Source organism: Marinobacter algicola DG893 (assembly GCF_000170835.1).
Taxonomy (GTDB): domain Bacteria; phylum Pseudomonadota; class Gammaproteobacteria; order Pseudomonadales; family Oleiphilaceae; genus Marinobacter; species Marinobacter algicola.
This window is the reverse complement of record NZ_ABCP01000026.1, coordinates 1-25,596: the sequence shown is the minus strand read 5'-3', so window position 1 is coordinate 25,596 and position 25,596 is coordinate 1. Positions and strand designations below refer to the sequence as shown.

At 58.2% G+C, this 25,596-nt stretch carries 23 protein-coding genes and 1 pseudogene; 19 read left to right on the top strand and 5 right to left on the bottom strand.

The window, feature by feature from the left end; translation table 11 throughout:
- The first annotated feature begins 12 nt into the window (after window positions 1-12).
- From murD to lpxC, 9 genes are all read left to right on the top strand, one after another.
- Window positions 13-1,353 (top strand): UDP-N-acetylmuramoyl-L-alanine--D-glutamate ligase, encoded by a 1,341-nt coding sequence (murD, locus tag MDG893_RS14585; RefSeq protein ID WP_007154580.1) that lies wholly within the window; start codon window positions 13-15, stop codon window positions 1,351-1,353.
- The gene (gene ftsW / locus MDG893_RS14580; RefSeq protein ID WP_007154579.1) at window positions 1,353-2,555 is read left to right on the top strand and encodes a putative lipid II flippase FtsW; all 1,203 of its coding nucleotides are present in this window, start codon (window positions 1,353-1,355) and stop codon (window positions 2,553-2,555) included. Before murD ends, ftsW begins: the two co-directional genes overlap by 1 nt.
- Complete coding sequence (gene murG, locus MDG893_RS14575) at window positions 2,548-3,633, top strand: undecaprenyldiphospho-muramoylpentapeptide beta-N-acetylglucosaminyltransferase (RefSeq protein WP_007154578.1); 1,086 nt, start codon at window positions 2,548-2,550, stop codon at window positions 3,631-3,633. Before ftsW ends, murG begins: the two co-directional genes overlap by 8 nt.
- The gene (murC, locus tag MDG893_RS14570; RefSeq protein WP_007154577.1) at window positions 3,626-5,071 is read left to right on the top strand and encodes a UDP-N-acetylmuramate--L-alanine ligase; all 1,446 of its coding nucleotides are present in this window, start codon (window positions 3,626-3,628) and stop codon (window positions 5,069-5,071) included. Before murG ends, murC begins: the two co-directional genes overlap by 8 nt.
- Window positions 5,064-6,041, top strand: a complete 978-nt coding sequence (locus MDG893_RS14565) for a D-alanine--D-alanine ligase (RefSeq protein WP_007154576.1) — start codon at window positions 5,064-5,066, stop codon at window positions 6,039-6,041. Before murC ends, MDG893_RS14565 begins: the two co-directional genes overlap by 8 nt.
- A complete protein-coding gene (locus tag MDG893_RS14560) occupies window positions 6,034-6,873 on the top strand; it encodes a cell division protein FtsQ/DivIB (RefSeq protein WP_007154575.1) in 840 nt (279 codons plus the stop codon). The genes MDG893_RS14565 and MDG893_RS14560 overlap by 8 nt, the downstream gene beginning before the upstream one ends.
- Before the next feature lie 36 nt (window positions 6,874-6,909).
- Window positions 6,910-8,145, top strand: coding sequence for a cell division protein FtsA (gene ftsA, locus MDG893_RS14555; protein ID WP_007154574.1), 1,236 nt, complete (start codon window positions 6,910-6,912; stop codon window positions 8,143-8,145).
- 101 nt (window positions 8,146-8,246) lie between these two features.
- Window positions 8,247-9,404, top strand: a complete 1,158-nt coding sequence (ftsZ, locus tag MDG893_RS14550; protein WP_007154572.1) for a cell division protein FtsZ — start codon at window positions 8,247-8,249, stop codon at window positions 9,402-9,404.
- Between the two features lie 196 nt (window positions 9,405-9,600).
- On the top strand, window positions 9,601-10,515 hold the full coding sequence (gene lpxC / locus MDG893_RS14545) for a UDP-3-O-acyl-N-acetylglucosamine deacetylase (RefSeq protein ID WP_007154571.1): 915 nt from the start codon (window positions 9,601-9,603) through the stop codon (window positions 10,513-10,515).
- 11 nt (window positions 10,516-10,526) lie between these two features.
- On the opposite strand, the gene MDG893_RS14540 is transcribed toward lpxC, so the two are convergent.
- Window positions 10,527-10,973, bottom strand: coding sequence for a DciA family protein (locus tag MDG893_RS14540; protein ID WP_007154570.1), 447 nt, complete (start codon window positions 10,971-10,973; stop codon window positions 10,527-10,529).
- Window positions 10,974-11,266: 293 nt separating this feature from the next.
- Between MDG893_RS14540 and MDG893_RS14535 the strand changes: the two genes are divergently transcribed.
- The 6 genes from MDG893_RS14535 (at window position 11,267) to ribA (ending at window position 18,697) form a co-directional block, all read left to right on the top strand.
- Window positions 11,267-12,220, top strand: a complete 954-nt coding sequence (locus MDG893_RS14535) for a M23 family metallopeptidase (protein ID WP_007154569.1) — start codon at window positions 11,267-11,269, stop codon at window positions 12,218-12,220.
- A gap of 175 nt (window positions 12,221-12,395) precedes the next feature.
- On the top strand, window positions 12,396-15,149 hold the full coding sequence (gene secA, locus MDG893_RS14530; protein ID WP_007154568.1) for a preprotein translocase subunit SecA: 2,754 nt from the start codon (window positions 12,396-12,398) through the stop codon (window positions 15,147-15,149).
- Between the two features lie 99 nt (window positions 15,150-15,248).
- Entirely contained in the window at window positions 15,249-16,466 is a 1,218-nt protein-coding gene (gene argJ, locus MDG893_RS14525; protein ID WP_007154567.1) for a bifunctional glutamate N-acetyltransferase/amino-acid acetyltransferase ArgJ, read from the top strand.
- Window positions 16,467-16,468: 2 nt separating this feature from the next.
- On the top strand, window positions 16,469-17,434 hold the full coding sequence (locus MDG893_RS14520) for a Nudix family hydrolase (protein ID WP_040474643.1): 966 nt from the start codon (window positions 16,469-16,471) through the stop codon (window positions 17,432-17,434).
- Window positions 17,435-17,510: 76 nt separating this feature from the next.
- The gene (gene moaC / locus MDG893_RS14515) at window positions 17,511-17,999 is read left to right on the top strand and encodes a cyclic pyranopterin monophosphate synthase MoaC (RefSeq protein WP_007154565.1); all 489 of its coding nucleotides are present in this window, start codon (window positions 17,511-17,513) and stop codon (window positions 17,997-17,999) included.
- An 83-nt stretch (window positions 18,000-18,082) separates the two neighbouring features.
- Complete coding sequence (gene ribA / locus MDG893_RS14510) at window positions 18,083-18,697, top strand: GTP cyclohydrolase II (RefSeq protein ID WP_007154564.1); 615 nt, start codon at window positions 18,083-18,085, stop codon at window positions 18,695-18,697.
- Window positions 18,698-18,715: 18 nt separating this feature from the next.
- On the opposite strand, the gene dxs is transcribed toward ribA, so the two are convergent.
- The 4 genes from dxs to MDG893_RS14490 all read right to left on the bottom strand — a co-directional run bounded on the left by dxs (window position 18,716) and on the right by MDG893_RS14490 (window position 22,775).
- Complete coding sequence (gene dxs / locus MDG893_RS14505) at window positions 18,716-20,650, bottom strand: 1-deoxy-D-xylulose-5-phosphate synthase (protein WP_007154563.1); 1,935 nt, start codon at window positions 20,648-20,650, stop codon at window positions 18,716-18,718.
- Between the two features lie 137 nt (window positions 20,651-20,787).
- Window positions 20,788-21,687 carry a polyprenyl synthetase family protein gene (locus tag MDG893_RS14500; protein WP_007154562.1) on the bottom strand — a complete coding sequence of 300 codons (900 nt, stop codon included), beginning with the start codon at window positions 21,685-21,687 and terminating at the stop codon, window positions 20,788-20,790.
- Window positions 21,687-21,941 carry an exodeoxyribonuclease VII small subunit gene (locus tag MDG893_RS14495; RefSeq protein WP_007154561.1) on the bottom strand — a complete coding sequence of 85 codons (255 nt, stop codon included), beginning with the start codon at window positions 21,939-21,941 and terminating at the stop codon, window positions 21,687-21,689. Before MDG893_RS14495 ends, MDG893_RS14500 begins: the two co-directional genes overlap by 1 nt.
- Before the next feature lie 48 nt (window positions 21,942-21,989).
- A complete protein-coding gene (locus MDG893_RS14490; RefSeq protein WP_007154560.1) occupies window positions 21,990-22,775 on the bottom strand; it encodes an NRDE family protein in 786 nt (261 codons plus the stop codon).
- 86 nt (window positions 22,776-22,861) lie between these two features.
- Between MDG893_RS14490 and MDG893_RS14485 the strand changes: the two genes are divergently transcribed.
- The 4 genes and pseudogenes from MDG893_RS14485 to MDG893_RS14470 all read left to right on the top strand — a co-directional run.
- Entirely contained in the window at window positions 22,862-23,656 is a 795-nt protein-coding gene (locus MDG893_RS14485; protein ID WP_007154559.1) for a sulfite exporter TauE/SafE family protein, read from the top strand.
- Window positions 23,657-23,671: 15 nt separating this feature from the next.
- On the top strand, window positions 23,672-24,460 hold the full coding sequence (gene lgt, locus MDG893_RS14480; protein ID WP_007154558.1) for a prolipoprotein diacylglyceryl transferase: 789 nt from the start codon (window positions 23,672-23,674) through the stop codon (window positions 24,458-24,460).
- Window positions 24,457-25,296: a thymidylate synthase gene (locus tag MDG893_RS14475; RefSeq protein ID WP_007154557.1), complete on the top strand. Its 840-nt coding sequence runs from the start codon at window positions 24,457-24,459 to the stop codon at window positions 25,294-25,296. The genes lgt and MDG893_RS14475 overlap by 4 nt, the downstream gene beginning before the upstream one ends.
- Window positions 25,297-25,352: 56 nt before the next feature.
- Window positions 25,353-25,596, top strand: a pseudogene (locus MDG893_RS14470) (NADH-quinone oxidoreductase subunit B); the annotation flags it as partial.

The window sequence follows — 25,596 nt, the reverse complement described above, 5'->3', positions numbered from 1 at the left end:
AAGCAAAGCACCATGGGTGTCATCGTTTCAGATCGTCGAACGCTGATTGTAGGGCTCGGTAAAACCGGGCTCTCCTGCGTGCGCTATCTGTGCGAAAAAGGCCGCGACGTTGCCGTGGCTGATAGCCGCCTGTCGCCGCCCGGCCTGGATGAACTGAGGGCCGAATGGCCGGACCTGCCCGTGTACCTGGGTGAGTTTGATGCCGAACTGTTTGCCGGATTTAACGAGTTGGTGGTCAGCCCCGGGATCAGTGTTGCCGAACCAGCGATTCGGGGTGCGGCCGATCAAGGGGCTGTCATTCGCGGTGACATCGACCTGTTTTCCGAAGCAGCGGACGCGCCGATCATTGCCATCACCGGTTCCAATGGCAAGACCACAGTGACCACGCTGGTCGGAGAGATGGCCAGGGCTGCTGGCCGCCGTGTGGAAGTCGGCGGCAATATTGGCACTCCGGCGCTGGATCTGCTTGGCCGGGGCGCGGACCTGTATGTTCTGGAATTATCGAGCTTCCAACTCGAAACCACCCGGGAACTGAATGCCCTGGCGGCCACAGTGCTGAACGTCAGCGATGATCACATGGATCGCTATCCGGACAAGATGGCCTATTTCCAGGCCAAACAACGAATTTTCAACGGCTGCCAGAACGCCGTGGTCAATCTGGACGATGCCCTGAGCACGCCCATGGCGAGGGACAACCTCCGGTTCCTGTGTTTCGGTTTTTACCGTGTTAACCCGGATACGTTCAGTACCCGCGATGACGATGAAGGCACCTGGATTACCTTCGGTTTCGACAACCTGCTGTTGGCCGAGGAATTGGGCCTGATGGGCCAGCACAATATCAGCAATGTGATGGCGGCACTGGCACTTGGACACGCTGCCGGATTACCTATGGACGTGATGCTGGACACTGTCAAGCGTTTCAAGGGGCTGCCGCATCGGTGCGAATTCGTTCGGCGGGTGAGTGATGTCGACTACATCAATGACTCCAAGGGCACCAATGTAGGAGCGACGACCGCCGCCATTGAAAGCCTGGTGCCAACGGGTGGAAAGATCGTGTTGATTGCCGGTGGTGAAGGCAAGGGCGCTGATTTCTCATTGCTCGCTGAACCCGTGGCAGCTCATTGTCGCGCGGTTGTACTGATCGGCGCTGATGCTGGGACCATCGCCACCGCCTTGGGTAATCGGGTGGAGACGGTCAACGCCGCTGACATCGCAGGCGCTGTCCATACGGCAAAAAAACTGGCCCAACCGGGTGACCGGGTACTGTTGTCACCTGCCTGTGCCAGCTTCGACATGTTCCGCGACTATGGGGATCGTGGCGATCGTTTCCGTCAACAGGTGGAGGGGCTGTGATGCACGCTGATCTCTCCCTCACCACCCATCACGGCCTGTTCCGTGATCTGCGGCCGCTGCCACTGCTGATCATCAGTTCCGCTGCGTTGCTGGTCATGGGCATTGTGATGATTTCTTCCGCCTCCATGGACATGGCGGCGGAAACCATGGGCAACAGTTACCACTATGTGATCCGTCAGCTTATTTTTGCCGGCATCGGCTGCGTACTTGCGCTGATTGCCGTCAACGTGCCGATCTCCTGGTGGGAGCGCAGCGGGTGGCTGTTGCTCGGGGTCGGTTTGCTGTCCCTGCTGCTGGTGCTGACGCCCCTCGGGCGTACGGTGAATGGCTCCACCCGTTGGATCTCGTTCGGGCTGTTCAATGTTCAGGTGTCGGAAATTGCCAAGCTTTGCCTGATTGCCTATCTGGCCGGCTACGTCGTGCGTCGTCGGGATGAGTTGCTAAACACCTGGCCCGGATTCCTCAAGCCGTTGGGCGTACTGGGTATTGCCTCGGTGCTGCTGGTTATCGAGCCGGATTTTGGCGCCACGGTGGTACTGGTTGCAGCATCAGCCGGCATGATTTTCCTGAGTGGCGTTCGGCTTAGCCGGTTTATGCCGCTGATTGGCGTGTTGGTGGTGATGGGCTCCGTGCTGGTATTCACCCAGCCCTACCGGTTGAAGCGTGTTGTGAGTTACCTCGACCCCTGGAAAGACCAGTTTGATACCGGCTACCAGCTAACCCAGTCGCTGATTGCGTTCGGTCGTGGCGACTGGGCGGGTACAGGGTTGGGGAATTCGGTACAGAAACTGTTCTATCTGCCGGAGGCCCACACCGACTTTATCTTCGCGATCATTGCGGAAGAATTCGGGCTGTTGGGGTCGCTGATGGTGCTGGGCCTGTTCACCGTATTGGTGGTGACTGGGTTTGTGATTGCCAGAAGGGCCGAGAAGGCGAGCATGCCATTCGCTGCGTGTTTCTCCTATGGCATTACTTTACTGATTGGTTTGCAGGCCGGTATCAACATGGCGGTCAGCACGGGGCTTCTGCCCACCAAGGGACTGACCTTGCCGCTCGTGAGCTATGGCGGTTCCAGCCTGATGATTACCGCTGTCTGTATTGGTGTGCTGGCCCGGGTGGAGATGGAGCGGCTGGACCGCGAGAAGCGAGCTGGCGAGAAGGCCCGTAAACCAGCGGCCAGGGGAGGTGCGGTTTATGACTGATAAACGGCGCTTTCTGATGATGGCTGGTGGCACCGGTGGCCATGTTTTCCCTGCCCTGGCAACGGCGAGACAGCTGCAGGACAAGGGGCATGAGGTTTTCTGGTTGGGTTCTCGTGGTGGTATGGAAGAGCGATTGATCGGAGAAACCGACATACCGCTGTCGCTGATCCAGATCTCAGGGCTTCGGGGTAAGGGGCGCCTGGCCTTGTTGATGGCGCCGTTCCGGCTGATGCGCGCTCTTGGCCAGGCCTTTACCATCGTTCGCGCCATCCGCCCACATTGCGTCATCGGCATGGGTGGCTTTGTGACCGGTCCTGGCGGCCTGTCCGCCTGGCTGAATCGGGTGCCGCTGGTAATTCACGAGCAAAATGCTATTGCCGGAATGACCAACCGCATTCTGGTGCGCTTCGCTCATACCGTGTTGGAGGCCTTTCCCGGGAGCTTCGGCACGACTGTGGTAACCCGCTGTACCGGCAATCCGGTCAGGCAGGATTTGGCAGAGCTTGCCGAACCTGATCAGAGGATGTCCGGACGTTCGGGCGCGCTGCGGTTACTGGTGGTAGGTGGCAGCCTTGGTGCCCAGGTGTTTAACCGCACGCTGCCGGCGGCATTGGCTCAGATGCCGGAGGCCGAACGGCCAACGGTGCGACATCAGTGTGGCGAGAAAAATATCGAGGAAGCCGGTTATGCCTACCGTGACCACGGCGTGGATGCATCGGTGGAACCATTTATCAAAGATATGGCAGAGGCCTACGGCTGGGCCGACATTGTGCTCTGCCGGTCTGGTGCGCTGACCGTTTCTGAGTTGTGCGTTGCCGGCGTAGGCGCCGTGCTGGTGCCGTTTCCCCACGCTGTGGACGACCACCAGACCCGGAACGCACAGCAGATGGTCAACGCGAAAGGCGCCATCCTGATCCCGCAGCCAAAGCTGTCGGCCGATCTGCTGGCGGAAACCCTGACCGATCTCGGCAAGGACCGCCGCCGGATTATGGACATGGCGAGGGCTGCTAAAACGCTGGCTCGCCCCGATGCAACGGAGAGAGTCGTGAATTACTGTTTGGAGGCCGCGAATGGCTGAATCCACAAATCCCCCACTGGTCTATCAGGTGCCCGAGATGCGCCGTATCCGCAATATTCATTTTGTGGGGATCGGCGGTGCCGGCATGAGCGGTATTGCCGAGGTTCTGAAGAACCAGGGCTACGATGTATCCGGTTCTGACATTCGTGAGAGCGCGGTTACCGACCGGCTCACCGGCATGGGTGTTGAGGTGTTCATCGGGCATCGCGAGGAGAACAGTGCCAGTGCTGACGTGGTTGTGGTGTCGTCTGCGGTAACGGGGGACAACCCAGAAGTATCGGCGGCTCGCGGCCGACGAGTGCCGATCGTACCCCGTGCGGAAATGCTGGCGGAAATCATGCGCTATCGCCATGGCATTGCCGTGGCTGGCACTCATGGCAAAACCACCACCACCAGCCTGATTGCATCGGTTCTGGGAGAGGCTGGCCTGGATCCCACGTTTGTGATTGGCGGCAAGCTCAATAGCGCCGGAACCAATGCGCAGCTTGGTGGTTCCCGCTATCTGGTGGCTGAGGCCGATGAAAGCGATGCCTCTTTCCTGCATCTGACGCCGGTGATTTCGGTGGTGACCAACATTGAAGCCGACCACATGGACACCTATGGCGGAGATATTGAGCGCCTGAAGCAGACATTCGTGGACTTCCTCCACAACTTGCCGTTTTACGGCGTTGCGGTGATGTGTGTGGATGACGGCTTCGTGCAGGAAATTATCCCCAGGATCTCTCGCGCCATCATTACCTATGGCATCGATAATCCGGACGCCGACTACCGGGCTGAAAACATTGAATCCGATGGCCTGCGGACACGGTTTGTGGTTCGTCGTCCGGGTGGTCGCAGTGATCTGGATGTGGAACTGAAAATGCCAGGCCGCCATAACGTGCAGAATGCTCTGGCGGCCATTGCCGTGGCCACCGATGAGGGCGTGGATGATGCCGCCATTTGTCGGGGCCTTGCGGGCTTTGCCGGGGTGGGGCGCCGGTTCCAGGTCTACGGCGACTACAGCACCCGCAAGGGCACTGTCACCCTAATTGATGACTATGGCCACCACCCCACGGAAGTGGAAGCCGTTATTCGTGCTGCCCGTGATGCCTGGCCTGATCGCAGGTTGGTCATGCTTTACCAGCCTCACCGCTACACCCGTACCCGGGATCTTTACGAGGATTTCGTCAGGGTACTTTCGGAAGTGGACGGGCTGTTGCTGATGGACGTGTATTCAGCGGGTGAGCCGGCGATACCGGGTGCCGATGGCCGTGCATTGTGTCGCAGCTTGCGGCAGCGAGGCAGCGTGGAGCCGCTGTTTGTGGAAGAAAATGGAGAAATCGAAGCCCTGCTTGCCAACACCTTACAAGATGGCGATCTGCTGATTACACAGGGCGCGGGTGATATAGGCGGAGTGGCTGCGCGACTGGCAGCAGCAGGAGTGATTGCGGATGAGTGAGGTGGCCAGGACTGTCGATTCACAAGGTTATCAGGCCGATCCGGAGACGCTGAAGGCACTGGGGCGGGTGGCAGTCTTCTTGGGCGGTGATTCCGCAGAACGTGAAGTGTCTCTGAAAAGCGGGCAGGCCGTATTGTCGGCACTGGTCTCCGCCGGCGTCGACGCCTATGCCGTGGATGTGCGTGGTTGTTTGCTGAAAACCGTAGAAGAGCCTGAGTTTGACAGGGTTTTTATTGCTCTTCACGGGCGCGGCGGGGAAGACGGCACGATTCAGGCCATCCTGTCCCAGGCGGGTATTCCCTTTACGGGCAGCGACGTGCTGGCTTCCGCGCTGGCCATGGACAAGCTGCGCAGCAAATACGTGTTTGAAGGCTGCGGATTGCCAACTCCGAAATTCCGTGCCATGGCTTCTGCGGAGGAGGCCGGCAGCCTACTACAGTCGCTGTCGTTGCCGTTGAGCGTAAAACCCTCGCGGGAAGGCTCCAGCATTGGTATTCGCAAAGTGAACAGTGAGCAGGAGCTGGTTGAAGCTTATACGCAGGCGGCTGCTCTGGACCCTCTGGTTCTCGTTGAAGAGTGGATTGAAGGCCCGGAATTTACCGTCAGCCTATTGCAGGATCAGGCGTTGCCGGCCATTGGCTTGTGCACGGACCATGTTTTCTACGACTACGACGCCAAGTACCTGGCCGATGACACCCGCTACCAAATCCCCTGCGGGCTGGACCCGGACAGCGAGTTGAAGCTCCAGCATCTGGCATTGGATGCGTTCCGGGTGCTGGGCTGCCGAACCTGGGGCCGGGTAGACATCATGCAGGACCGCCAGGGGGAATTCTGGATTCTGGAAGTGAACACGGTCCCTGGAATGACTGACCACAGTCTGGTGCCCATGTCGGCCCGGGCGGCCGGTATCAGTTTCGAGGAACTGGTGGTGAGGATCCTCATGGACACCTTGGAGGCAGGCGATGCTTGATAAGCTGCTGATCCGGAGCCGGGCGGTACCGTCCGACCCACCGAAGCGCAGGGGAGCTACCTCCCTTGGGCCAGAGCGGGACCGGTTTGGTTTGCTGAGAGCTGTATTGTCCGCCGCGCCCTGGGGGCAGGCGCTCATGGGCGCAGGTATTGTCCTGCTGGCGGCATTGGTTCCCTGGGGAACCAGCGAAGTGCTGAGCGCCATGGATCGTCAGGTCATGGCCATCGACGTCAAGGGCGAACTGGTGGGCGAAAATCGTACGGCGCTGGAGCGCAGTGCGGGCAAGTGGATAGGTCGGAGTTTCTTTGCCACGGATCTCTCTGACATCAAGGAGAGATTGGAACAGCGCCCATGGGTGGAGTCTGCAGCGGTCAAGCGCGTATGGCCGGACCGACTTCAGATCGACATCCGTGAGAAAAAACCATTGGCGTACTGGAACAGCAACCGGCTGGTGAGCCGCAACGGAGAACTGTTTGCGCCGCCTAATCCTGAAGTGGCCGGGCGACTGCCTCGGCTGGCTGGTCCGGATGAGCGTGTGAAGGAAGTGATTGATATGGCAAGGACCATGTCGGATACGCTCACCGGCCATAATCTCGGGTTTGCGGGGCTGAGTCTTGAACAGCGTGGAGCCTGGACGCTGACGCTTGCCAACGGCATCGAAGTGGTTCTGGGCAGGGATCAGGTTGAGGCGCGTTTTGAACGCTTTGTCACGGTTTATCAGGAACGGCTGGCGTCGCGCTCAGACGAAGTCAGACGGGTGGATGCCCGCTACAGCAATGGGGTGGCGGTTCAGTGGAAGCCGTCAGAAACGGCCTCGCGGACGAAATCATAGCAACGCTTAATTCAGACCTACGGTTTGGTGGAATACATGTCATCGGTTGAAACGGAAAACATGATTGTCGGCCTCGATATCGGAACCTCGAAAGTGGTTGCGATCGTCGGCAAGCGCAAAATGGACGGGACCATTGAGGTGGTGGGTATCGGTTCCCACCCCTCCCGCGGGCTCAAGCGTGGCGTGGTGGTCAATATCGAAACCACGGTCCAGGCGATACAGCGTGCGGTGGAAGAAGCCGAGCTGATGGCGGGTTGCCGAATTCACTCGGTCTACGCGGGTATTGCCGGCAGCCATATCAAGAGCCTCAACTCCCACGGCATTGTAGCGATCCGTGACCGGGAGGTGACCCAGGCCGACATTGACCGGGTGATTGACGCCGCTCAGGCCGTGGCAATTCCGGCGGATCAGAAGATTCTTCACATATTGCCGCAGGAGTTTGTCATCGACAGCCAGGAGGGCATCAAGGAGCCAATGGGGATGTCCGGCGTTCGCCTGGAGGCCAAGGTTCATCTCGTTACCTGTGCGGTGAACGCCGCCCAGAACATCGAGAAGTGCGTGAAGCGCTGCGGTCTGGAAGTGGATGACATCATTCTGGAGCAGTTGGCATCCAGTCACGCCATCCTCACCGAGGATGAAAAGGAGCTGGGTGTCTGCGTGGTGGATATTGGCGGTGGTACTACCGATATCGCTGTGTTCACCGGTGGCGCCATTCGGCACACGGCGGTCATCCCTATCGCTGGCGATCAGGTCACCAACGATATTGCCATGGCCCTGCGGACACCCACGCAGAATGCCGAGGAAATCAAGATCAAGTACGCCTGCGCCTTGACGCAGCTGGCTGGCGCGGATGAAACCATCAAGGTGCCCAGCGTGGGCGACCGGGCGCCACGGGACCTGTCCCGTCAGGCGCTCGCCGAGGTGGTGGAGCCGCGTTACGAAGAGCTGTTCACCCTGGTGCAGTCTGAACTTCGTCGTTCGGGATTCGAAGACCTGATCCCGGCCGGCATCGTGATTACCGGCGGTTCCTCCACCATGGAAGGCGTGGTGGAACTGGCCGAAGAAATCTTCCACATGCCGGTAAGGCTGGCCTGTCCGCAGGCGGTCTCCGGTATGACGGAGGTAGTCAACAACCCCATCTACGCTACGGGCGTTGGGTTGTTGATCCATGGCTTCCGCCAGATGGATCTGGGGCGGGCGCCGGCGCTTAAGGGTGAAGATGCACCCACGCTGTTTGAGCGCATGAAAGCCTGGTTCACCGGTCATTTCTGACGGCGAGCCGGGAGAAGACGTACACGAAGGTATCTCGAAAATCATAATCTCGAAAAATCAGTCTGGAAAAGGCTGATAAACAGCACGAAGGAGTAGGGGAAATGTTTGAACTCGTCGATAATGTCCAGCAAAACGCTGTCATTAAAGTAGTAGGCGTTGGCGGTGGTGGCGGTAATGCCGTTCGCCACATGCTCAACAGTGATATCGAAGGCGTGGAGTTCATTTGCGCCAACACCGACGCCCAGGCCCTGACGGATCTGGATGCTCGTCAGATCATCCAGCTTGGTGGCAACATCACCAAAGGGCTGGGCGCCGGTGCCAACCCGGAAGTAGGGCGTCAATCCGCTCTGGAAGACCGTGATCGCATTGCCGAGTCGCTGAAAGGCGCCGACATGGTGTTCATTACTGCCGGCATGGGTGGCGGAACCGGAACCGGTGCCGCTCCGGTTGTGGCCGAAGTGGCCCGGGAAATGGGCATCCTGACGGTTGCCGTTGTCACCAAGCCATTCATGTTTGAAGGCGGCAAGCGCATGAGTGTGGCGGAAGCCGGCCTCAAGGAGCTGGAAGAAACTGTTGACTCGCTGATCACCATCCCCAACGAAAAGTTGTTGGCGGTGATGGGTAAGAAAACCAGCCTGCTGGACGCATTTGGTTCAGCAAACGATGTGCTGTTGGGGGCGGTTCAGGGTATTGCTGACCTGATTACCCGCAACGGTATGATCAACGTGGACTTCGCCGACGTAAAAACCGTTATGTCGGAGATGGGCAACGCCATGATGGGTACGGCGCGTGCCACTGGCGAGAACCGGGCCCGCGAAGCTGCAGAAGCCGCTGTACGCAGTCCGCTTCTGGAAGACATCAACCTGCAGGGCGCCAAGGGTATCCTGGTCAACATCACCGCCGGTATGGATCTCAACCTGGGCGAATTCTCCGAGGTTGGTGATATCGTTCGCGAATTTGCCTCGGATTCCGCCACGGTGGTCGTGGGTACCGTGATTGATCCGGAAATGACTGACGAACTCAAGGTGACGGTGGTTGCGACCGGCCTGGGTGGCGATCGCGAGAAGCCGACCAAGGTGGTGGACAACACCCGTAGCCTGGATGGCACAACGGATTACAACCAGCTTGACCGTCCGGCCGTTCTGCGTCGTAGGGCCGTGGCTCACGGCAATGTGGCGATTGATCAGAGCAAGGACAGCGAGGAGCAGGGAGTCGACTATCTCGATATTCCCGCATTCCTTCGCCGTCAGGCTGACTGATAATCTGTTGCAAATGTATTCGGTAATGGAACCTTTGCGACCGAATTACGTGTGCTGACTATCAGTCCGGACGTGTGCCGGGAAGCCAATCAACGGTTAACGATTGGTTAAATGGTATTCAGTCTTACTTTCTGGTATTCTCCGGGCAGAATTTTGCCCAGACTATATCGCATTTATGTGACGGAAATATGTACCGATGATCAGACAACGGACACTTAAGAACACCATCCGCGCCACTGGCGTTGGCTTGCACTCGGGGGAAAAAGTGTATTTGACCCTGAAGCCCGCTCCGGTGGACTCGGGGATCGTTTTTCGCCGTACCGATCTTGACCCTGTGGTTGAAATCCGTGCCTGCGCGGAGAACGTTGGTGAGACCATGCTTTCCACGACACTGCTGAAAGATGGTGTCCGGGTTGCAACAGTGGAGCATTTGTTGTCAGCCATGGCTGGTCTCGGGATTGATAACTGTTTCGTCGAGCTCAGCGCCGCGGAAGTGCCTATTATGGACGGCTCTGCCGGTCCGTTTGTGTTTCTTCTGCAGTCCGCCGGTATTGCCGAGCAGGACGCCGCCAAGCGTTTCATTCGCATCAAGCGCGAAGTGACGGTTGAAGAAGGTGACAAGAAGGCGACTCTGCTGCCTTTCGAAGGCTTCAAGGTCAGCTTCGGTATCGACTTTGACCACCCTGTCTTCAAGGGGCGCGCTCAGACCGCAACTGTTGACTTTTCCAGCACGTCGTTCGTGAAGGAAGTCAGCCGCGCACGGACGTTTGGTTTCATGCGTGATATTGAAAAGTTGCGTGCGATGAATCTGGCGTTGGGCGGAAGCGTTGACAATGCCATCGTCGTTGACGATTACAAAATCCTCAACGAAGACGGTCTGCGTTACGACGACGAATTCGTAAAACACAAGTTGCTGGATGCCATCGGTGACCTCTACCAGTTGGGCAACAGCCTGATTGGCGAGTTCCGTGGTATTAAATCCGGCCACGACCTGAACAACAAGCTGCTGCGCAAGCTCAGGGCAGAAGAGGACGCGTGGGAAGTGGTGACCTTCGACGACGAGGCCGCTGCCCCGATTTCCTATATGAAACCTGTGCTGGCGGCGGGCTGAGGCAGGACGCCTTAATCCCGGACGTGGCTTGCGAGTTTTTCGAGAACCTCGCGTAATTGTTTGTCCTTCGTGTGCCCGGCTTCCTCTTTGAGGAGTCGGGCATTTTCGTTACTAAGGGGCGTCATTTTTGCTTTCGGACGCTCGCTGAATCGCGGCGGAGCGACCTTGACCTTCAGTTTCCAGACGAAACGGAACAACTCCTGCCTGCGAAGCTCTTCCATGATTTCATGCTGGCGGAAACGGATCTGGCTGGCGGTGGTGGCAGCCGTAGCTGACAGGGTCAGTTCCCCGTCATGGCAACTGACAAACCGTGTGCCTTTGGCAAGGCTTTGCGGAAGCGCAGCGATAACGAGCTGTTCTGCCTGCGTATGATGCTGGGCTTTGGCCATCAGTTCACGCAGGGTTGAGGCCCTGGAGAAGCTGTCCGGAGTCAATTCGAGGTCGGTTTTCTTTTTCATGGCAATCAGTAATTCTCGACGACAACGGTAACGATTGGTTACACTTCGGCACGGTTAATAGGCAGAGCCTGTATTACACTCGTTTTACATTGTCTGGTGTGTGTATGTCCACGGGCGGCTGCTATTTTATTAAACGTAGTCGTTGCAATGGATAGCACGTGCGTTTTCAGACGCGATTTATGCTGCCCAGGATTGAGTAGTCGGATAGGAAATCCGCAATCTGGCACAGGATGCCCCGGCAGGCCCAGTCAGAACACTCAGGATGCAACACTACAGGATCAGGTTGCGTCCCCATGAAACCAGAAGACGATATGAACATTATCCTCGTTGGCAAACGCCATGGGAAATCCCGTACGGTTTCTGTAAACGCCCCTGTCCTTGCAGGACTGGTGTTTTTCGTGACCGCAATGCTGATTCTGGCGGGTTGGTCTGGCTATAACGTGGCGGTGAGCCAGATTGAACCGGTCGAGCCTGCAGAATCGGAATTGGTTGCTCAGTGGCAGTCACGGCTGGGCGAACAAAAGATGGAACTGGCCCGGATTGAGCGAAATGTCCAGCAGCAGGTTGATGCCTTAACGCTGCGGCTGGGCGAGATGCAGGGGCGTCTTCTCAGGCTTGACGCCCTCGGGCAACGCTTCCTGGAGTCGGGGCTGGTGGCCAGCGACGAGTTTGACTTTGATCAGCCAGCGGCCGTCGGTGGCCCCGAGGAGAGTCTTGATGGCGACTCTTTCACCGCGCCGGAACTCACCAGCATGATTGATCGGCTTGCTCGCCGTATTGAAGATCGGGAGCAGCAATTGCGCATGCTGGACATGGTTACCTCCCGCCAGAAACTCGAAAAAGAGCTTTTTGTGGAAGGCCGTCCTATTACCTGGGGCTGGCTGTCCTCGAAATACGGTTATCGGTCCGATCCTTTTAACGGTAAGCGTACCTGGCATGCCGGCGTGGACCTGGCTGGCAAGGAAGGTAGCGACATTATCTCCGTGGCGGGCGGCGTGGTCACCTATGCCGACGAGCGCTACGGCTATGGCAACCTCGTTGAGGTGGACCATGGTGATGGCCTGGTAACCCGTTACGCCCATGCCAAGGCTATCAAGGTCAAGGTGGGCGATGTTGTCCAGAAGGGGCAGGTGCTGGCGCTGATGGGCAGCACAGGCCGTTCTACCGGGCCTCACGTGCATTTTGAAGTTATCCGCAACGGTAAATCCGAGAATCCGGAAACCTACATCAAGCGTGCTAGCCGCTAGCCGTTTACAGTGGCGCCTGTAAAGGCGCCTGATTTCTCCCCGTTGCCCCCATCCGGCACTCTTTTTTCAATCTTTTCAGCGTTGTGACAGGCTTCTGCAAGGCCCGACTTTTGTACTGCTGCGAAATAAGGTTAGAATGCCGGCTTCCTCCGTTTAATCAAAGAAGCAGTGGTCTATGTTCACAAAGCTTGCAACCAAGATGTTCGGCAGTAAGAACGCCAGAGAAATCAAGCGAATGCGCAAAACCGTATCGCGTATTAGTGAGCTTGAAGAGCAGTATGGCAATTTGTCCGACACCGAGTTGCAAGGTAAGACTGCCGAATTTCGCCGTCGCTATGACGAAGGTGAAGGCCTTGACGCATTGCTTCCGGAAGCATTTGCCACCACTCGTGAGGCAAGCCGTCGCGTTATGGGGATGCGCCACTACGACGTGCAGATGATCGGCGGCATCACGCTTCACGAAGGCCGTATTTCCGAGATGAAGACCGGCGAAGGTAAAACGCTGGTCGCAACGCTGGCCGTGTATCTGAACGCCTTGACCGGCAAGGGCGTACATCTGGTTACCGTGAACGACTACCTGGCCCGCCGCGACGCCGAATGGATGGGAAAGCTGTATCGGTTCCTGGGCCTGCAGGTCGGTGTCGTGGTGGCCGGCCAGCCCCCTGAAGAGAAACGGGCGGCCTATCAGGCGGATATTACTTACGGTACGAACAACGAGTTCGGCTTTGATTATCTTCGCGATAACATGGCCTTCAGCACGGAAGACAAGGTGCAGCGGGGCCTGCACTTTGCCATTGTCGACGAAGTGGACTCCATCCTCATTGACGAGGCACGTACCCCGCTGATTATCTCCGGGGCGGCCGAGGACAGTTCAAAACTCTACCTGGCCATCAACGAGCTGGTCCCGAGCCTCGAAAAGGGCGAAGTCAGCGAAGAAGAAGGCGAGCCCAGCGGCGATTTCACCATTGACGAAAAATCCCGTCAGGTAGAGCTCACCGAAACCGGCCATGAAAAAGTGGAAGAGTTGTTGCTGGAACGGGGGCTTCTGAAGGAAGGTGAAAGCCTGTATTCTGCCGCCAACCTCAGCCTCCTGCATCACGTCCACTCGGCCCTCAGGGCTCACCACCTGTTCCAGAAAGACGTGGACTATATTGTCCAGGGCGATCAGGTAGTGATTGTTGATGAGCATACGGGCCGCACCATGCCGGGCCGTCGCTGGAGCGAGGGGCTGCATCAGTCGATTGAAGCCAAGGAAGGGGTTCGCATTCAGGCAGAGAGCCAGACCCTGGCTTCCACCACTTTCCAGAATTACTTCCGCCTCTACGACAAGCTGGCCGGTATGACCGGTACCGCCGACACGGAAGCGTTTGAGTTTCGTCAGATTTACGGCCTGGACGTTGTTGTTATTCCTCCCAACAAGCCCATCCAGCGAATCGATTACAACGATCTGATCTACCTGACTCAAGAAGAGAAATTCCACGCCATCATTGATGAGATCAAGGACGTCACGGCTGAGGGTCGACCAATCCTGGTGGGCACGGCTTCGATCGAGGCCTCAGAGCTTCTGTCCATGCTGCTCAAGAAGGCGCGAATTGATCACAAGATCCTGAACGCCAAACAGCACGAGAGTGAGGCTCAGATCATTGCGCAGGCCGGTCGCCCGGGGGCGGTCACCATTGCCACCAACATGGCCGGCCGTGGTACGGACATCGTGCTGGGTGGTAACTGGGAATTTGAGGTGGCGGGCATGGAAAGCTCCACCGAAGAGGAAGTAGCTCGTATCAAGGCCGAATGGACCGAGCGTCACAACCAGGTGCTTGAAGCTGGCGGTCTGCACATCATTGGTACCGAGCGTCACGAATCCCGCCGTATCGACAATCAGCTTCGGGGCCGTGCCGGTCGTCAGGGCGACCCTGGTTCATCACGGTTCTTCCTGTCGCTGGAAGATAACCTGATGCGGATATTTGCGCCGGATCGCGTGAAGAGCCTGATGCAGGCCATGGGGATGAAAAAAGGCGAGGCCATCGAGCATCGAATGGTCACCAACGCCATTGAAAAATCCCAGCGCAAGGTGGAAGGCCGCAACTTCGATATGCGGAAAACCCTGCTGGAGTACGACGACGTTGCCAACGATCAGCGTACGGTGATCTATGATCAGCGTAACGAGGTCATGTCCTCGGAAGACGTTTCCGAGATGATTAAAACCATTCGCGAGGATGTGGTGGACTCTCTGGTCAGTGAGTTCATCCCGCCGCAGAGCATGCCGGAGCAATGGGATGTTGCCGGCCTGGAGAGCCAGCTGCAATCGGAGATGGCCATCAACCTGCCTGTTCAGCAATGGCTGGACGAGGACAGCAAGCTCTACGAAGAAAATCTGCGTCAGCGTATTCTGGAAGAGATTGTCGCGGCCTACGACGCCAAAGAAGAGCTGGCTGGCGCCGAGCCCATGCGCAAGTTCGAGAAGCAGGTGTTCCTGCAAGTGCTCGACACGCTCTGGAAAGAGCACCTTTCGAATATGGACCACCTGCGCCGTGGTATCCACCTGCGCGGCTATGCCCAGAAGAACCCTAAGCAGGAGTACAAGCGCGAGGCGTTTAACCTGTTTGAAAGCATGCTGGAAACCATGAAGCGTGATGTGGTCCGGGTGTTATCCCATGTCCGTGTTCAGAGCCGTGAAGAAATGGAAGAGGTGGAACGCCGCCGCAAAGAGGAGCTCGAGCGGGAGCTTGCCCAGGCGCGACTGCGCCACGATGAAACCAGCGCCACCGCGCAGCACAGACAGGATGACAACGCAGGTGGGTCTGGCGCCCAGCAGCCTCAGGGTACGCCGGAGACCTTTGTGCGCCAGGACCGAAAGGTAGGGCGAAACGAGCCTTGTCCATGCGGGTCCGGCAAGAAGTACAAGCAGTGTTGTGGAAAGGTCAACTGATTTCCGCCGCTGAGTGAGCGAACCAAGGCCCGCACCCTGATCGACAGGTTGCGGGTTTTTCGTTTGGTAACCGGTGTTCATGACGAAAGGAGATTGAAAATGGCAGTTGGTCCAGGAACCTTGCCGACGTTTTTCCCGGTGGCCGGTGTCAGGCTGGGTATCGGCAGCGCCGGTATCAAGAAACCCGGCAAGAAGGATCTGGTGGTTATTGAGCTGGCGCCAGGTAGCCGAGTGGCCGGTATTTTCACCCGTAATCAATTTTGCGCGGCCCCCGTTCACGTCACGCGAAACCATCTGGCCGGCGAAGCACCTCGCTACCTGCTGATCAACACCGGCAATGCCAATGCCGGCACCGGCGAACAAGGCATGAAAGATGCCCTGTCCTGCTGCCAGGCGCTGGCGGATCATGCCGGTGTCTCCGCCGGTAGCATACTGCCTTTTTCAACCGGCGTTATCGGTGAACCGCTGCCGGTGGGTAAAATCGTCAGTGCGTTGCCGCAGGCGCTGGCGGATGTCTCCGAATCGCACTGGGCGGAAGCGGCCTCGGGTATTATGACCACCGACACTCGTCCCAAGGGTGCCTCGCGCCAGATTGATCTGGACGGCCAAACGATATCCATATCCGGCATCAGCAAGGGTGCGGGGATGATTCGTCCCAACATGGCTACCATGCTGGGCTTCATCGCCACCGATGCGAATATCGCGCCGGATGTGCTGGCGAGCCTTTCGTCAGAGTTGGGAGAGGCGTCCTTCAACCGGATTACCATTGACGGTGACACGTCCACTAACGACGCCTGCATGCTGATTGCCAGCGGCCAGTCTGGCGGCCCTGAAATCACGGCCGATAGCCCGTCCCTGCCAAAGCTCAGAGAAGCACTACGCGAGGTCTTCCTCGAGCTGGCGCACGCGATTGTTCGCGACGGCGAAGGTGCCACCAAGTTTGTCACCATTGAAGTGAGCCGCGCGACATCGGTACAGGAGGCGCTGGACGTTGCCTATACGGTCGCTCACTCACCACTGGTCAAAACCGCACTGTTTGCGTCCGATCCCAACTGGGGGAGGATACTGGCTGCTGTGGGGCGTGCTGGTGTCGATGGGCTGGACCTGAACGCTCTCGAGATCTGGCTGGGCGATGTGTGCCTGGTTCGTAATGGCGGTCGTGCAGCGGATTACAGCGAGTCGCGCGGGCAGGCGGTGATGGACGGTGAGGAAATTACCATCCACATCGATCTCAGGCGGGGGGATGTCAGTGAACGGGTGTGGACCTGCGACTTTTCCCATGACTACGTCACCATCAATGCTGAGTATCGCACCTGATTATGACGCCAGTTCAGGAAATACACGTTGCGGTGGGTGTTGTCTTTCGTGATGGGAAAGTATTGATCGCCCGTCGGCCGGACCATGTTCATCAGGGCGGTTTACTTGAGTTTCCGGGTGGCAAGGTTGAGGCCGGTGAAACGGTCCAACAGGCCCTGGTCAGGGAAATTCGGGAAGAGACCGGGTTGCGGATAGATCCGGACCTTCTTGAGCCGGTGATTGAAATTCGCCACGATTACGGAGACAAGCGGGTGTTTCTCGATGTCTGGGAAGCCTCTTGCGCTGAAGGTGCCCCCGAGGGCCGCGAAGGGCAGGCGATACAGTGGCTGGGTGTCCAGGATCTGGCGGATGTGGATTTCCCTGCCGCAAACAGGCCAATTATCCGGGCTCTGAAGCTGCCTCGTCGCTATGCCATTACCGGTTCTATCGGTAACCCTTCCGCATTCCCCGACCAGCTTCGCCAGTGCTTGCTCGCAGCACGCCCGCAGTTGTGCCTGTTCCGGGCGCCGGAGTTAAGTGAGGAGATATACGAGCGGTTGGCGGGCTGGTCACTGGAGGCGTGTCGCGCCAGCGATTCCCTGTTGATGCTTCACGGTGCTCCGTTGCTGCTTGAGCTCCTGCCCCAGGCAGCCGGTTTGCACATGCCATGGCGGGAAGCCAGGCAGTATTCAGTACGGCCGATTCCCGAGGGGCAACTGCTGGCAATCTCCTGTCACGATGAAGAGGAAATTGCCCATGCAGAACAGCTCCAGGCAGATTTCATTACCCTGGGCCCGGTAAAGCCTACCTCTTCCCATCCTGGTGCGCCGGGAATTGGGTGGGCGCGTTTCCAGGCGCTGGCCGCAGGCGCAGGGATTCCTGTCTATGCCCTTGGCGGGCTTGCCCCTGATGATACTCATGCAGCCCGCCAGGCTGGCGCTCAAGGTATTGCGGGTATTGGTTTCTGGTGGTCAGGGAACGGATACTGATCCAGCCGCGAGTTCTGTACGCTCTGGTATGATAGATCCGTTAAGGCCGCTTTTATCAACGATTTTGGGAGACACCGTGAGCAAACTGACGCATCTTGACGATACCGGCGCGGCGCGCATGGTGGACGTTACGTCCAAGGCTGTTACCGAGCGTGAGGCCAGGGCCGAGGCGCTGATTCGGATGGCGCCGGACACCCTGGCAATGATTGTGGAAGGGCAGCATCCCAAGGGGGATGTGCTGGCGGTGGCGCGGGTCGCCGGTATCATGGCGGCCAAGAAAACCCACGAACTGATTCCGCTTTGCCACGCGCTGAACCTGACCTCGGTAAAGGTAGAGCTGACGCCGGGCAAGGACGGCGCTTCGATTCACATCGCCACTCGCTGCAAGCTCTCCGGCCAGACGGGTGTTGAGATGGAGGCCCTGACGGCCGCCAGTGTGGCGGCATTGACCCTCTACGATATGTGCAAGGCCGTTGATCGCGGTATGGTCGTGGACAATGTCCGCCTGTTGGAGAAGAAGGGTGGTCGTAGTGGCCACTGGTCTGCTTCTGACTCCGGTTCGTAAGATCCACCATACAGAGGCTACGCCAGGGCGCTGGCCTCGTGATAGAATGCGCCGCTCGATTGACTGAACCACGAGGAAACACTGTGGCTGTTCGTTACATCCAGACTTGCCGGCTGCCAACCCCTTTCGGCGTTTTCGACATGCACGGCTTTGAAGAGCCGGACACCGGAAAGGAGCACGTGGCGCTTACGCTGGGTGACCTCAACAGTCCGGAGCCGATGCTGGCGCGGACCCATTCCGAGTGCCTGACCGGCGACGCCCTTTACAGCATGCGCTGTGACTGCGGTTATCAGTTGGAAGAAGCCTTGCGCAGTATTGCCCGCGAAGGTCGGGGCATTCTTATGTATCTGCGCCAGGAAGGCCGGGGTATTGGGCTGTTGAACAAGATTCGTGCCTACAATCTGCAGGATCAGGGCGCGGACACCGTGGAAGCCAATGAACAGCTCGGCTTTGCGGCCGACTTGCGGGACTACAGCATGTGTCGGGATATGTTGGCACACCTTGGCATTCGCAGCCTGAGGCTGATGACCAATAATCCGCGCAAGGTGGATGCGTTGACCGATCTGGGTATAGAAATAGCGGAGCGTGTCCCTCTGCATGTGGGGCGCAACCCCCACAATGAGCATTACCTCAATACCAAGCAGAGCAAGCTCGGACACTGGTTCGAGACCCACCAGGACGACGATCCCGCCGTCTGATGTGATCTCTTCGCGGACTTATTGAACCGCCTTCAGTGACTGGTTGTACTTCATTCGCTCCAGGCGGGTTTCAATAGTGCGCTTGATGCCTTCGGCGTCCAGCCCGCAGGAAGACAGTAACTCGCCGTGCTTGCCATGATCTATGAAGGTGTCTGGCAGGCCGATCTGAAGCACGGGCTGGCTGACATCCCGACTGTTCAGGAATTCCGTCACTGCGCTGCCCGCTCCGCCAGCAATAGCGTTCTCTTCAATCGTGACCAGCAGGCCATGCTTTTCCGCCAATGCCAGGATGAGTTCTTCATCCAACGGTTTTACAAAGCGCATGTCGGCCACAGTGGCGCCCAGAGACTTGGCAGCCTCCAGTGCAGGCGTGAGCAGGGTGCCGAAGTTAAGGATGGCAACACCCGAACCTTCTTTCGCAAGCCGACCCTTGCCGATCGGTAGTGGAGCCAGTTCGCGGATCATCTCTGCACCCGGGCCAGTACCTCGCGGGTAGCGTACTGCCGCCGGCCCCTCAAACAACATGCCTGTGTGCAGCAGTTGACGGGTTTCGTTCTCGTCAGAGGGAGTCATCACGATCATATTCGGGACACAACGCAAGTAGCTGATGTCAAACGCGCCTGCGTGAGTGGGGCCGTCTTCACCTACCAGCCCGGCCCGGTCGATAGCGAACAGGACGTCCAGATTCTGGATGGCCACGTCATGGATCAGTTGATCGTAGGCACGTTGCAGGAACGTCGAATAGATCGCAACCACTGGTTTGGCGCCGTCGCAGGCAAGGCCTGCAGCCAGGGTGACGGAATGCTGTTCAGCAATGGCAACGTCGAAGTACCGGTCCGGGAAGCGTTGGGAGAACGCCAGAAGGTCGGAGCCTTCACACATGGCGGGGGTGATACCCACAATGCGGTCGTCGGCTTCGGCGGCGTCACAGAGCCATTGGCCAAATACATTGGCGTACTTCAGTTTCGATGGCTTCGGGGCAACCGGTTCTGGCTTGCTGGGTGGTACCGGCTCGATTTTATTGATGGCATGGTAGCCGATCGGATCAGCTTCGGCCGGGGCGAAGCCCTTGCCTTTGGTGGTGACCACGTGGAGAAATTGCGGGCCGTCCAGTTCGCGGATGTTCTCCAGGGTCTCCAGTAGCAGGGGCAGGTCGTGACCGTCGATGGGGCCAATGTAGTTGAACCCCAGCTCCTCAAACAGCGTGCCCGGGGAAATCATGCCCTTGAAGTGCTCCTCGGTCTTGCGGGCCAATGCCATCAACTGTGGTGTGCCCTGGAGCACCCGTTTTCCGCTGTCGCGGACCTGGTTGTAGGTCCGGCTCGCCAACAGCTTGGCAAAATAGTTCGACAAGCCTCCCACATTGCGGGAAATAGACATGTCATTGTCGTTGAGGATCACCAGCATGTTGGCGTCCAGATGCCCGGCGTGGTTCAAAGCCTCGAAGGCCATGCCGGCCGTCATGGCACCGTCGCCGATGACGGCAATGCTCTTGCGACCAGTGCCCTGCATGCGGGAGGCGATGGCCATACCCAGGGCAGCACTGATGGAGGTGCTGGAATGACCAACGCCGAAGGTATCGTATTCGCTCTCCGCGCGTTTCGGAAAGCCGGCCAGGCCATCTTTTCGACGGATGCTGTTCATGCGTTCCCGGCGCCCGGTCAGGATTTTATGGGGATAGGCCTGGTGGCCCACGTCCCATACCAGGCGGTCCTCCGGGGTATTGAAGACGTAATGCAGGGCAACGGTCAGCTCCAGGACACCCAGGCCAGCGCCGAAATGGCCGCCTGTTTGACCCACCGACCATAGCAGGAAGGCACGTAGCTCCCTGGCGAGCTGAGTCAGTTGTTCCGCTGCCAGCTCGCGCAGTTGCCCGGGAGTGTCAATCCTGTCCAGCAGCGGCGTGTTGGGCCGTTGGGACGGGATTTCCTTAAAAGTATATGTATCCTGCATCTGCTCTGGTCTTTTCCGGGTGGTTCAAAATGTGGGTACTATTATAGGGGATGAAGGCACCCGGTTTCATACTGATTGGGCCAGTTGGGCCCCTCCAGTCCTTCATAAGTCAGTGTGCATGTCAGAGCCGTTGATGATCAATGGGTGCGTGCCACCACGTAGCCGGCCATGTCCCGGAGCAGGTCACCTTCCACGCCAAACATCTCGATGCTGGCCAGTGCGGACTCAAGCAGCTGTGACAGGTAGTTCCGGGCGCCGTCTGCGCCCATCAACGAGGGATAGGTTGGCTTGGAGCGGGCCAGATCCGAGCCCTGGGGTTTGCCGATTACAGTCGTGTCGCCCTCAATATCCAGAAGGTCATCCTGCACCTGGAAGGCGAGACCGAGGGTTTGCGAATAAACCGTGAGGGCCGCCAACTGGTCTTCGTTCACATCGGTTGCGGTGAGGGCCCCCATCCGGACGCTGGCCGCAATGAGTGCGCCGGTTTTGTGGCGGTGCATATTTTCCAACTGCTCGACGGTCAGCTGCTTGCCGACGGACTCAAGGTCTATCGCCTGTCCACCCGCCATGCCCTGATGGCCGCTGGCGGTCGCCAATTCCCGTATCATTGCAAGGCGCACCTGATCATCCACTCCCGGTGCTTCGGCCAGCCAGCCGAACGCAAGGGTCTGCAGCGCATCGCCTGCCAATATGGCGGTGGCTTCGTCAAAGGCGATGTGTGTGGTGGCGCGGCCGCGGCGCAGGTCGTCATTGTCCATGGCCGGGAGGTCATCGTGAATCAACGAGTAGGCATGAATCAGTTCCAGCGAGCAGGCGGGAACGATCGCACTCTCCCGGGGTTGGCCCAGCGCCGTGGCTGCTGCCAGGCAAAGCGCCGGCCGGATGCGCTTGCCTCCGCCCAGCACACTGTATCGCATGGCCTGTTGCAGGCGTTCAGAACCTTGGCCGGATGCACAAAGCTGGCGCTCAAGTTCGGCGTCAATCTGATTGCGGCATTGTTCCAGGAACGCCGCCAGGCGGGTGTTCGGAGTTGACATCAGGCGGGTTCGTCCGGAGTGAAAGGGCGTGTTTCCAGTGTACCATCGCTGCTTTCCACCAGTTGTTCTACCCGCTGTTCAGCCGTCTTGAGTGCCTGTTGGCACTCACGAGTCAGCTTTACGCCGCGTTCAAATGCTGTGAGAGACTGCTCCAGGGAGAGTTCGCCCTGCTCCAGGTCATGAACCAGTTTTTCCAGCTCATCCAGGGATTTTTCGAAGTCGGCGATGGACGCCGAGCTTTTCTCACCGGCCATAAAGGGCCTCCGGTTGCTTCGCGGAATTTGGCGGATTATACCAAAGCTTCAGGCCGACCGCTGCCAGCAGAAATGTCTTGTGCCTTCCTTTTTTCCCTCCGGTCCCCAACACTGTTCTGTCACCCGGATTTCACCAATAGCGCTGACTGTGACCACCGTCGTGGCGCGGGTGCCGTAGTCGCCGCCGATAATGAAAGGGGAAGACAGGAAGCGCTCGGTATCTTTGCCAACACCGGTATCCGGCAGTTCATGGTCGGGCGCCGGCGTTGTGTCCTGAAGGCGTTCGATAAGGTTGTGATGGAGATCATCGGTGCGGTCCGCCGACGCCCCTTCCAGCAAATCGGTCACCGAGTTTCTCAACCTCAGCAGTTTTGGCCAGGGGGTCTGCAGGAGGTGGTTGCTCAAGCCGTAGGTGCCGCGATGAACATGGCGCCCGGGATGAGCGTCACGGTTGCTGTAGTACCATCCTGCGTGCTCATCCAGCCTGACCAGATTAAATCCCGAGTAATCGCTTTTTTTCGTCTGCAGTCGGATTGCGAGCGCATCTCGGCTTTCTGCCAGCGACATTAGTGGCAGTTCGCCACGGGAGTGGGCGCCGGGTACCTGCGAGCCTTCCCGTACATTGGTCACGGCGGCAACACCTCCATCCTCATCGACTGCGAGCCAAGTGCCGCCTGACTGCAAATCACGTCCCGCCAGGATATTGCGCCCGGCGGTTTCGCTGTGCCACCAGTCCATAGCCGCTGTGGGCCGGCGAAAGAACTCATCACGATTTGCTGCCACGACCAGTGGAAAGGCAGGATGCTGTTGTACGCTAAAAACAATCAGGCACATGGTGGCGGGCTCATCAGTCGCGAGTGAACAAAAGGGATTCGGTGTGTATCATACCAGCCTGATTCGCTGTCTGCGTGTGGCTGAGTATGACCCTTTTTGCTGTTGTTGGCCTCTATCTTGTGCTGGGCGCCCTGGCGGGCACCATGGCTGGTCTGTTTGGCATTGGTGGCGGGCTGGTTATTGTTCCGGTGCTTATTTTCAGTTTTGACCTGCAGGGTGTGAGTGGCGACATTGCGGCTCATCTGGCTGTGGGCACCTCTCTGGCCACTATTGTCTTCACCTCCATCAGTTCAATACGGTCCCACCATCTTCATGGCGCCGTCCGCTGGGAGATATTCCGCCCCATGACGGCGGGTATTGTACTCGGTGCGGTGCTGGGTGCCTGGACCGCATCCATGCTCAGTGGTGAGGCCCTGGAGTTGGTCATAGGTGTGTTTGTCATTCTGGTGGCTTTAAAAATGCTTTTCGGTGCCAACCCCAAACCCGGTCGCGATGTGCCGGGATCCGTCGGGCTGGGGAGCGCCGGCGCCAGTATTGGCTGGGCATCCGCTATTTTTGGCATTGGCGGTGGCACGCTGACCGTTCCGTTCCTGAGCTGGTGTAACGTGCGGATGCAGCAAGCGGTGGGCACCTCTGCCGCCTGTGGATTGCCCATCGCTGTGGCCGGTGCGCTGGCAAATATTGCCACTGGCTGGCAGAACCCGGAGCTGCCCGAGCTCAGCATTGGGTTTATCTATTTGCCTGCGTTTGTGGGTATTGTTCTGACCAGTGTATTGTTCGCCCGGGTTGGAGCCAATCTGGCTCATCGCCTGGACGCGGCCCTGTTGAAAAAAATCTTCGCCATCTTCCTGATTGTCGTAGGTATCCGTTTTCTGTTGTGACCTGAGGGGTTCTTGATGCTTCAGCATCCGCAAATCGATCCGGTGGCCATTGCCATCGGGCCTTTGAAAATACACTGGTACGGCTTGACCTACCTGGTCGGATTTCTTGTGGGCTGGTGGCTGGGCCGCCTTCGTGCCCGCAAGCCTTGGTCGCCCATTACCGAAGTGCAGATGGGGGACATGCTGTTCTATATTGCCCTTGGTGTGATACTGGGCGGCCGTTTTGGCTATGTGATCTTCTACAATTTCAGCGCCTTCGCGGACGATCCGCTGATGTTGCTGCGTGTGTGGGAAGGAGGTATGTCGTTCCACGGTGGCCTGCTTGGTGTGATCTTCGCCATGTGGTGGTTCGGTCGCAAGGTGGACCGCACCTTCTGGCAGATTGCGGATTTCGTTGCACCGCTGGTGCCGGTAGGACTCGGCGCTGGCCGTATAGGCAACTTCATCAACGGCGAGCTGTGGGGTAAGCCCACCGACGTTGCCTGGGGCATGGTCTTCCGCACAGCACCTGACAGCTTGGCCCGGCACCCGTCCCAGCTTTACCAGTTTGCCCTGGAAGGCGTCCTGCTATTTATCGTCCTGTGGTGGTTTTCGTCCAAGCCGCGGCCCCGTATGGCGGTTTCTGGCTTGTTCCTGGCGTGTTATGGCATTTTCCGCTTTCTGGTGGAGTTTGTTCGCCAGCCCGACCCACAACTGGGCTATCTGGCCTTTGACTGGCTTACCATGGGGCAGGTGTTGTCGTTCCCCATGATCCTCGCGGGTGCTGCTCTGATTGTTCTTGCTTACCGGAGAAACGCTGAATGAAAGCCTATCTCGACCTGATGAAAGACGTGGTGGACAACGGCATGGACCGCGGTGACCGCACCGGCGTCGGCACCCGCTCTGTGTTCGGCCGCCAGATTCGCTTTGACCTGCAGGGCGGCTTCCCGCTGGTGACGACCAAGAAAGTCCACCTGCGCAGTATTATCCAGGAGCTGCTGTGGTTTCTGCAGGGTTCCACCGACAACAACTGGCTGAAAGAACGCAACGTTTCTATCTGGAATGAATGGGCCCTGGAGAACGGCGACCTCGGTCCTATCTACGGCAAACAGTGGCGAAGCTGGCACTGCCCGGACGGCAGCACTGTTGACCAGATCAGCGAGGTCATTGAGCAGATTCGCAACAAGCCTAATTCCCGCCGGCTGATTGTCTCGGCCTGGAACCCGGCTGAGCTCCCGGATGAATCCATTGGCCCTCAGGACAACGTCCGCCAGGGGCGCATGGCGTTGGCGCCTTGTCACTGCCTGTTCCAGTTCTACGTTGCCGACGGCAAACTCTCCTGTCAGCTCTACCAGCGCAGTGCGGATCTGTTTCTGGGGGTGCCGTTCAATATCGCATCTTACGCATTGCTGACTCACATGATTGCCCAGCAGTGCGATCTGGGTGTAGGGGAGTTCGTTCATACCTTTGGTGACTGTCACCTTTACCAGAACCATCTGACCGACAATATCGTGTTCGAGCAACTTAAACGGGAGCCACGGGCGTTGCCCCAATTGGTGATCAAGCGGAAACCTTCTTCGATCTTCGAGTACGAATTGGAGGATTTCGAGTTTGACGGTTACGAGCCTCATCCTGGGATTAAGGCGCCTATTGCGGTCTAGCCTCTGGTATGGATCCGGCCCTCTGAGTTTGGGGGCTGCATGGCAGTGACTGACCAGTGCGGAACCATCGCCCGGTAGGTGACACGCAATACCCGATACGGCAACAGGAACCGTCGGAAGATCCTGTTAAGCGCCAGCTTGAACGCAATGTGTTCACCGGCAAGCTGAGCGACGTTCTCAATTCCGCGGTCAACTGGGGCCGCAAAAATTCCCTCTGGCCCTACAACTTCGGGCTGTCCTGCTGCTACGTGGAAATGACCACCGCCTTCACCGCGCCCCACGACATTGCCCGCTTCGGAT

Coding starts and splice junctions, on each gene's coding strand:
- lgt (WP_007154558.1), top strand. CDS start 23,672: ATGCTTCAGCATCCGCAAATCGATCCGGTGGCCATTGCCATCGGGCCT.
- MDG893_RS14540 (WP_007154570.1), bottom strand. CDS start 10,973: ATGAAAAAGAAAACCGACCTCGAATTGACTCCGGACAGCTTCTCCAGG.
- MDG893_RS14500 (WP_007154562.1), bottom strand. CDS start 21,687: ATGTCAACTCCGAACACCCGCCTGGCGGCGTTCCTGGAACAATGCCGC.
- ftsA (WP_007154574.1), top strand. CDS start 6,910: ATGTCATCGGTTGAAACGGAAAACATGATTGTCGGCCTCGATATCGGA.
- murD (WP_007154580.1), top strand. CDS start 13: ATGGGTGTCATCGTTTCAGATCGTCGAACGCTGATTGTAGGGCTCGGT.
- dxs (WP_007154563.1), bottom strand. CDS start 20,650: ATGCAGGATACATATACTTTTAAGGAAATCCCGTCCCAACGGCCCAAC.
- secA (WP_007154568.1), top strand. CDS start 12,396: ATGTTCACAAAGCTTGCAACCAAGATGTTCGGCAGTAAGAACGCCAGA.
- MDG893_RS14535 (WP_007154569.1), top strand. CDS start 11,267: ATGAAACCAGAAGACGATATGAACATTATCCTCGTTGGCAAACGCCAT.
- ftsZ (WP_007154572.1), top strand. CDS start 8,247: ATGTTTGAACTCGTCGATAATGTCCAGCAAAACGCTGTCATTAAAGTA.
- MDG893_RS14475 (WP_007154557.1), top strand. CDS start 24,457: ATGAAAGCCTATCTCGACCTGATGAAAGACGTGGTGGACAACGGCATG.
- murC (WP_007154577.1), top strand. CDS start 3,626: ATGGCTGAATCCACAAATCCCCCACTGGTCTATCAGGTGCCCGAGATG.
- lpxC (WP_007154571.1), top strand. CDS start 9,601: ATGATCAGACAACGGACACTTAAGAACACCATCCGCGCCACTGGCGTT.
- MDG893_RS14490 (WP_007154560.1), bottom strand. CDS start 22,775: ATGTGCCTGATTGTTTTTAGCGTACAACAGCATCCTGCCTTTCCACTG.
- MDG893_RS14565 (WP_007154576.1), top strand. CDS start 5,064: ATGAGTGAGGTGGCCAGGACTGTCGATTCACAAGGTTATCAGGCCGAT.
- ftsW (WP_007154579.1), top strand. CDS start 1,353: ATGCACGCTGATCTCTCCCTCACCACCCATCACGGCCTGTTCCGTGAT.
- argJ (WP_007154567.1), top strand. CDS start 15,249: ATGGCAGTTGGTCCAGGAACCTTGCCGACGTTTTTCCCGGTGGCCGGT.
- MDG893_RS14560 (WP_007154575.1), top strand. CDS start 6,034: ATGCTTGATAAGCTGCTGATCCGGAGCCGGGCGGTACCGTCCGACCCA.
- murG (WP_007154578.1), top strand. CDS start 2,548: ATGACTGATAAACGGCGCTTTCTGATGATGGCTGGTGGCACCGGTGGC.
- MDG893_RS14520 (WP_040474643.1), top strand. CDS start 16,469: ATGACGCCAGTTCAGGAAATACACGTTGCGGTGGGTGTTGTCTTTCGT.
- MDG893_RS14485 (WP_007154559.1), top strand. CDS start 22,862: ATGACCCTTTTTGCTGTTGTTGGCCTCTATCTTGTGCTGGGCGCCCTG.
- MDG893_RS14495 (WP_007154561.1), bottom strand. CDS start 21,941: ATGGCCGGTGAGAAAAGCTCGGCGTCCATCGCCGACTTCGAAAAATCC.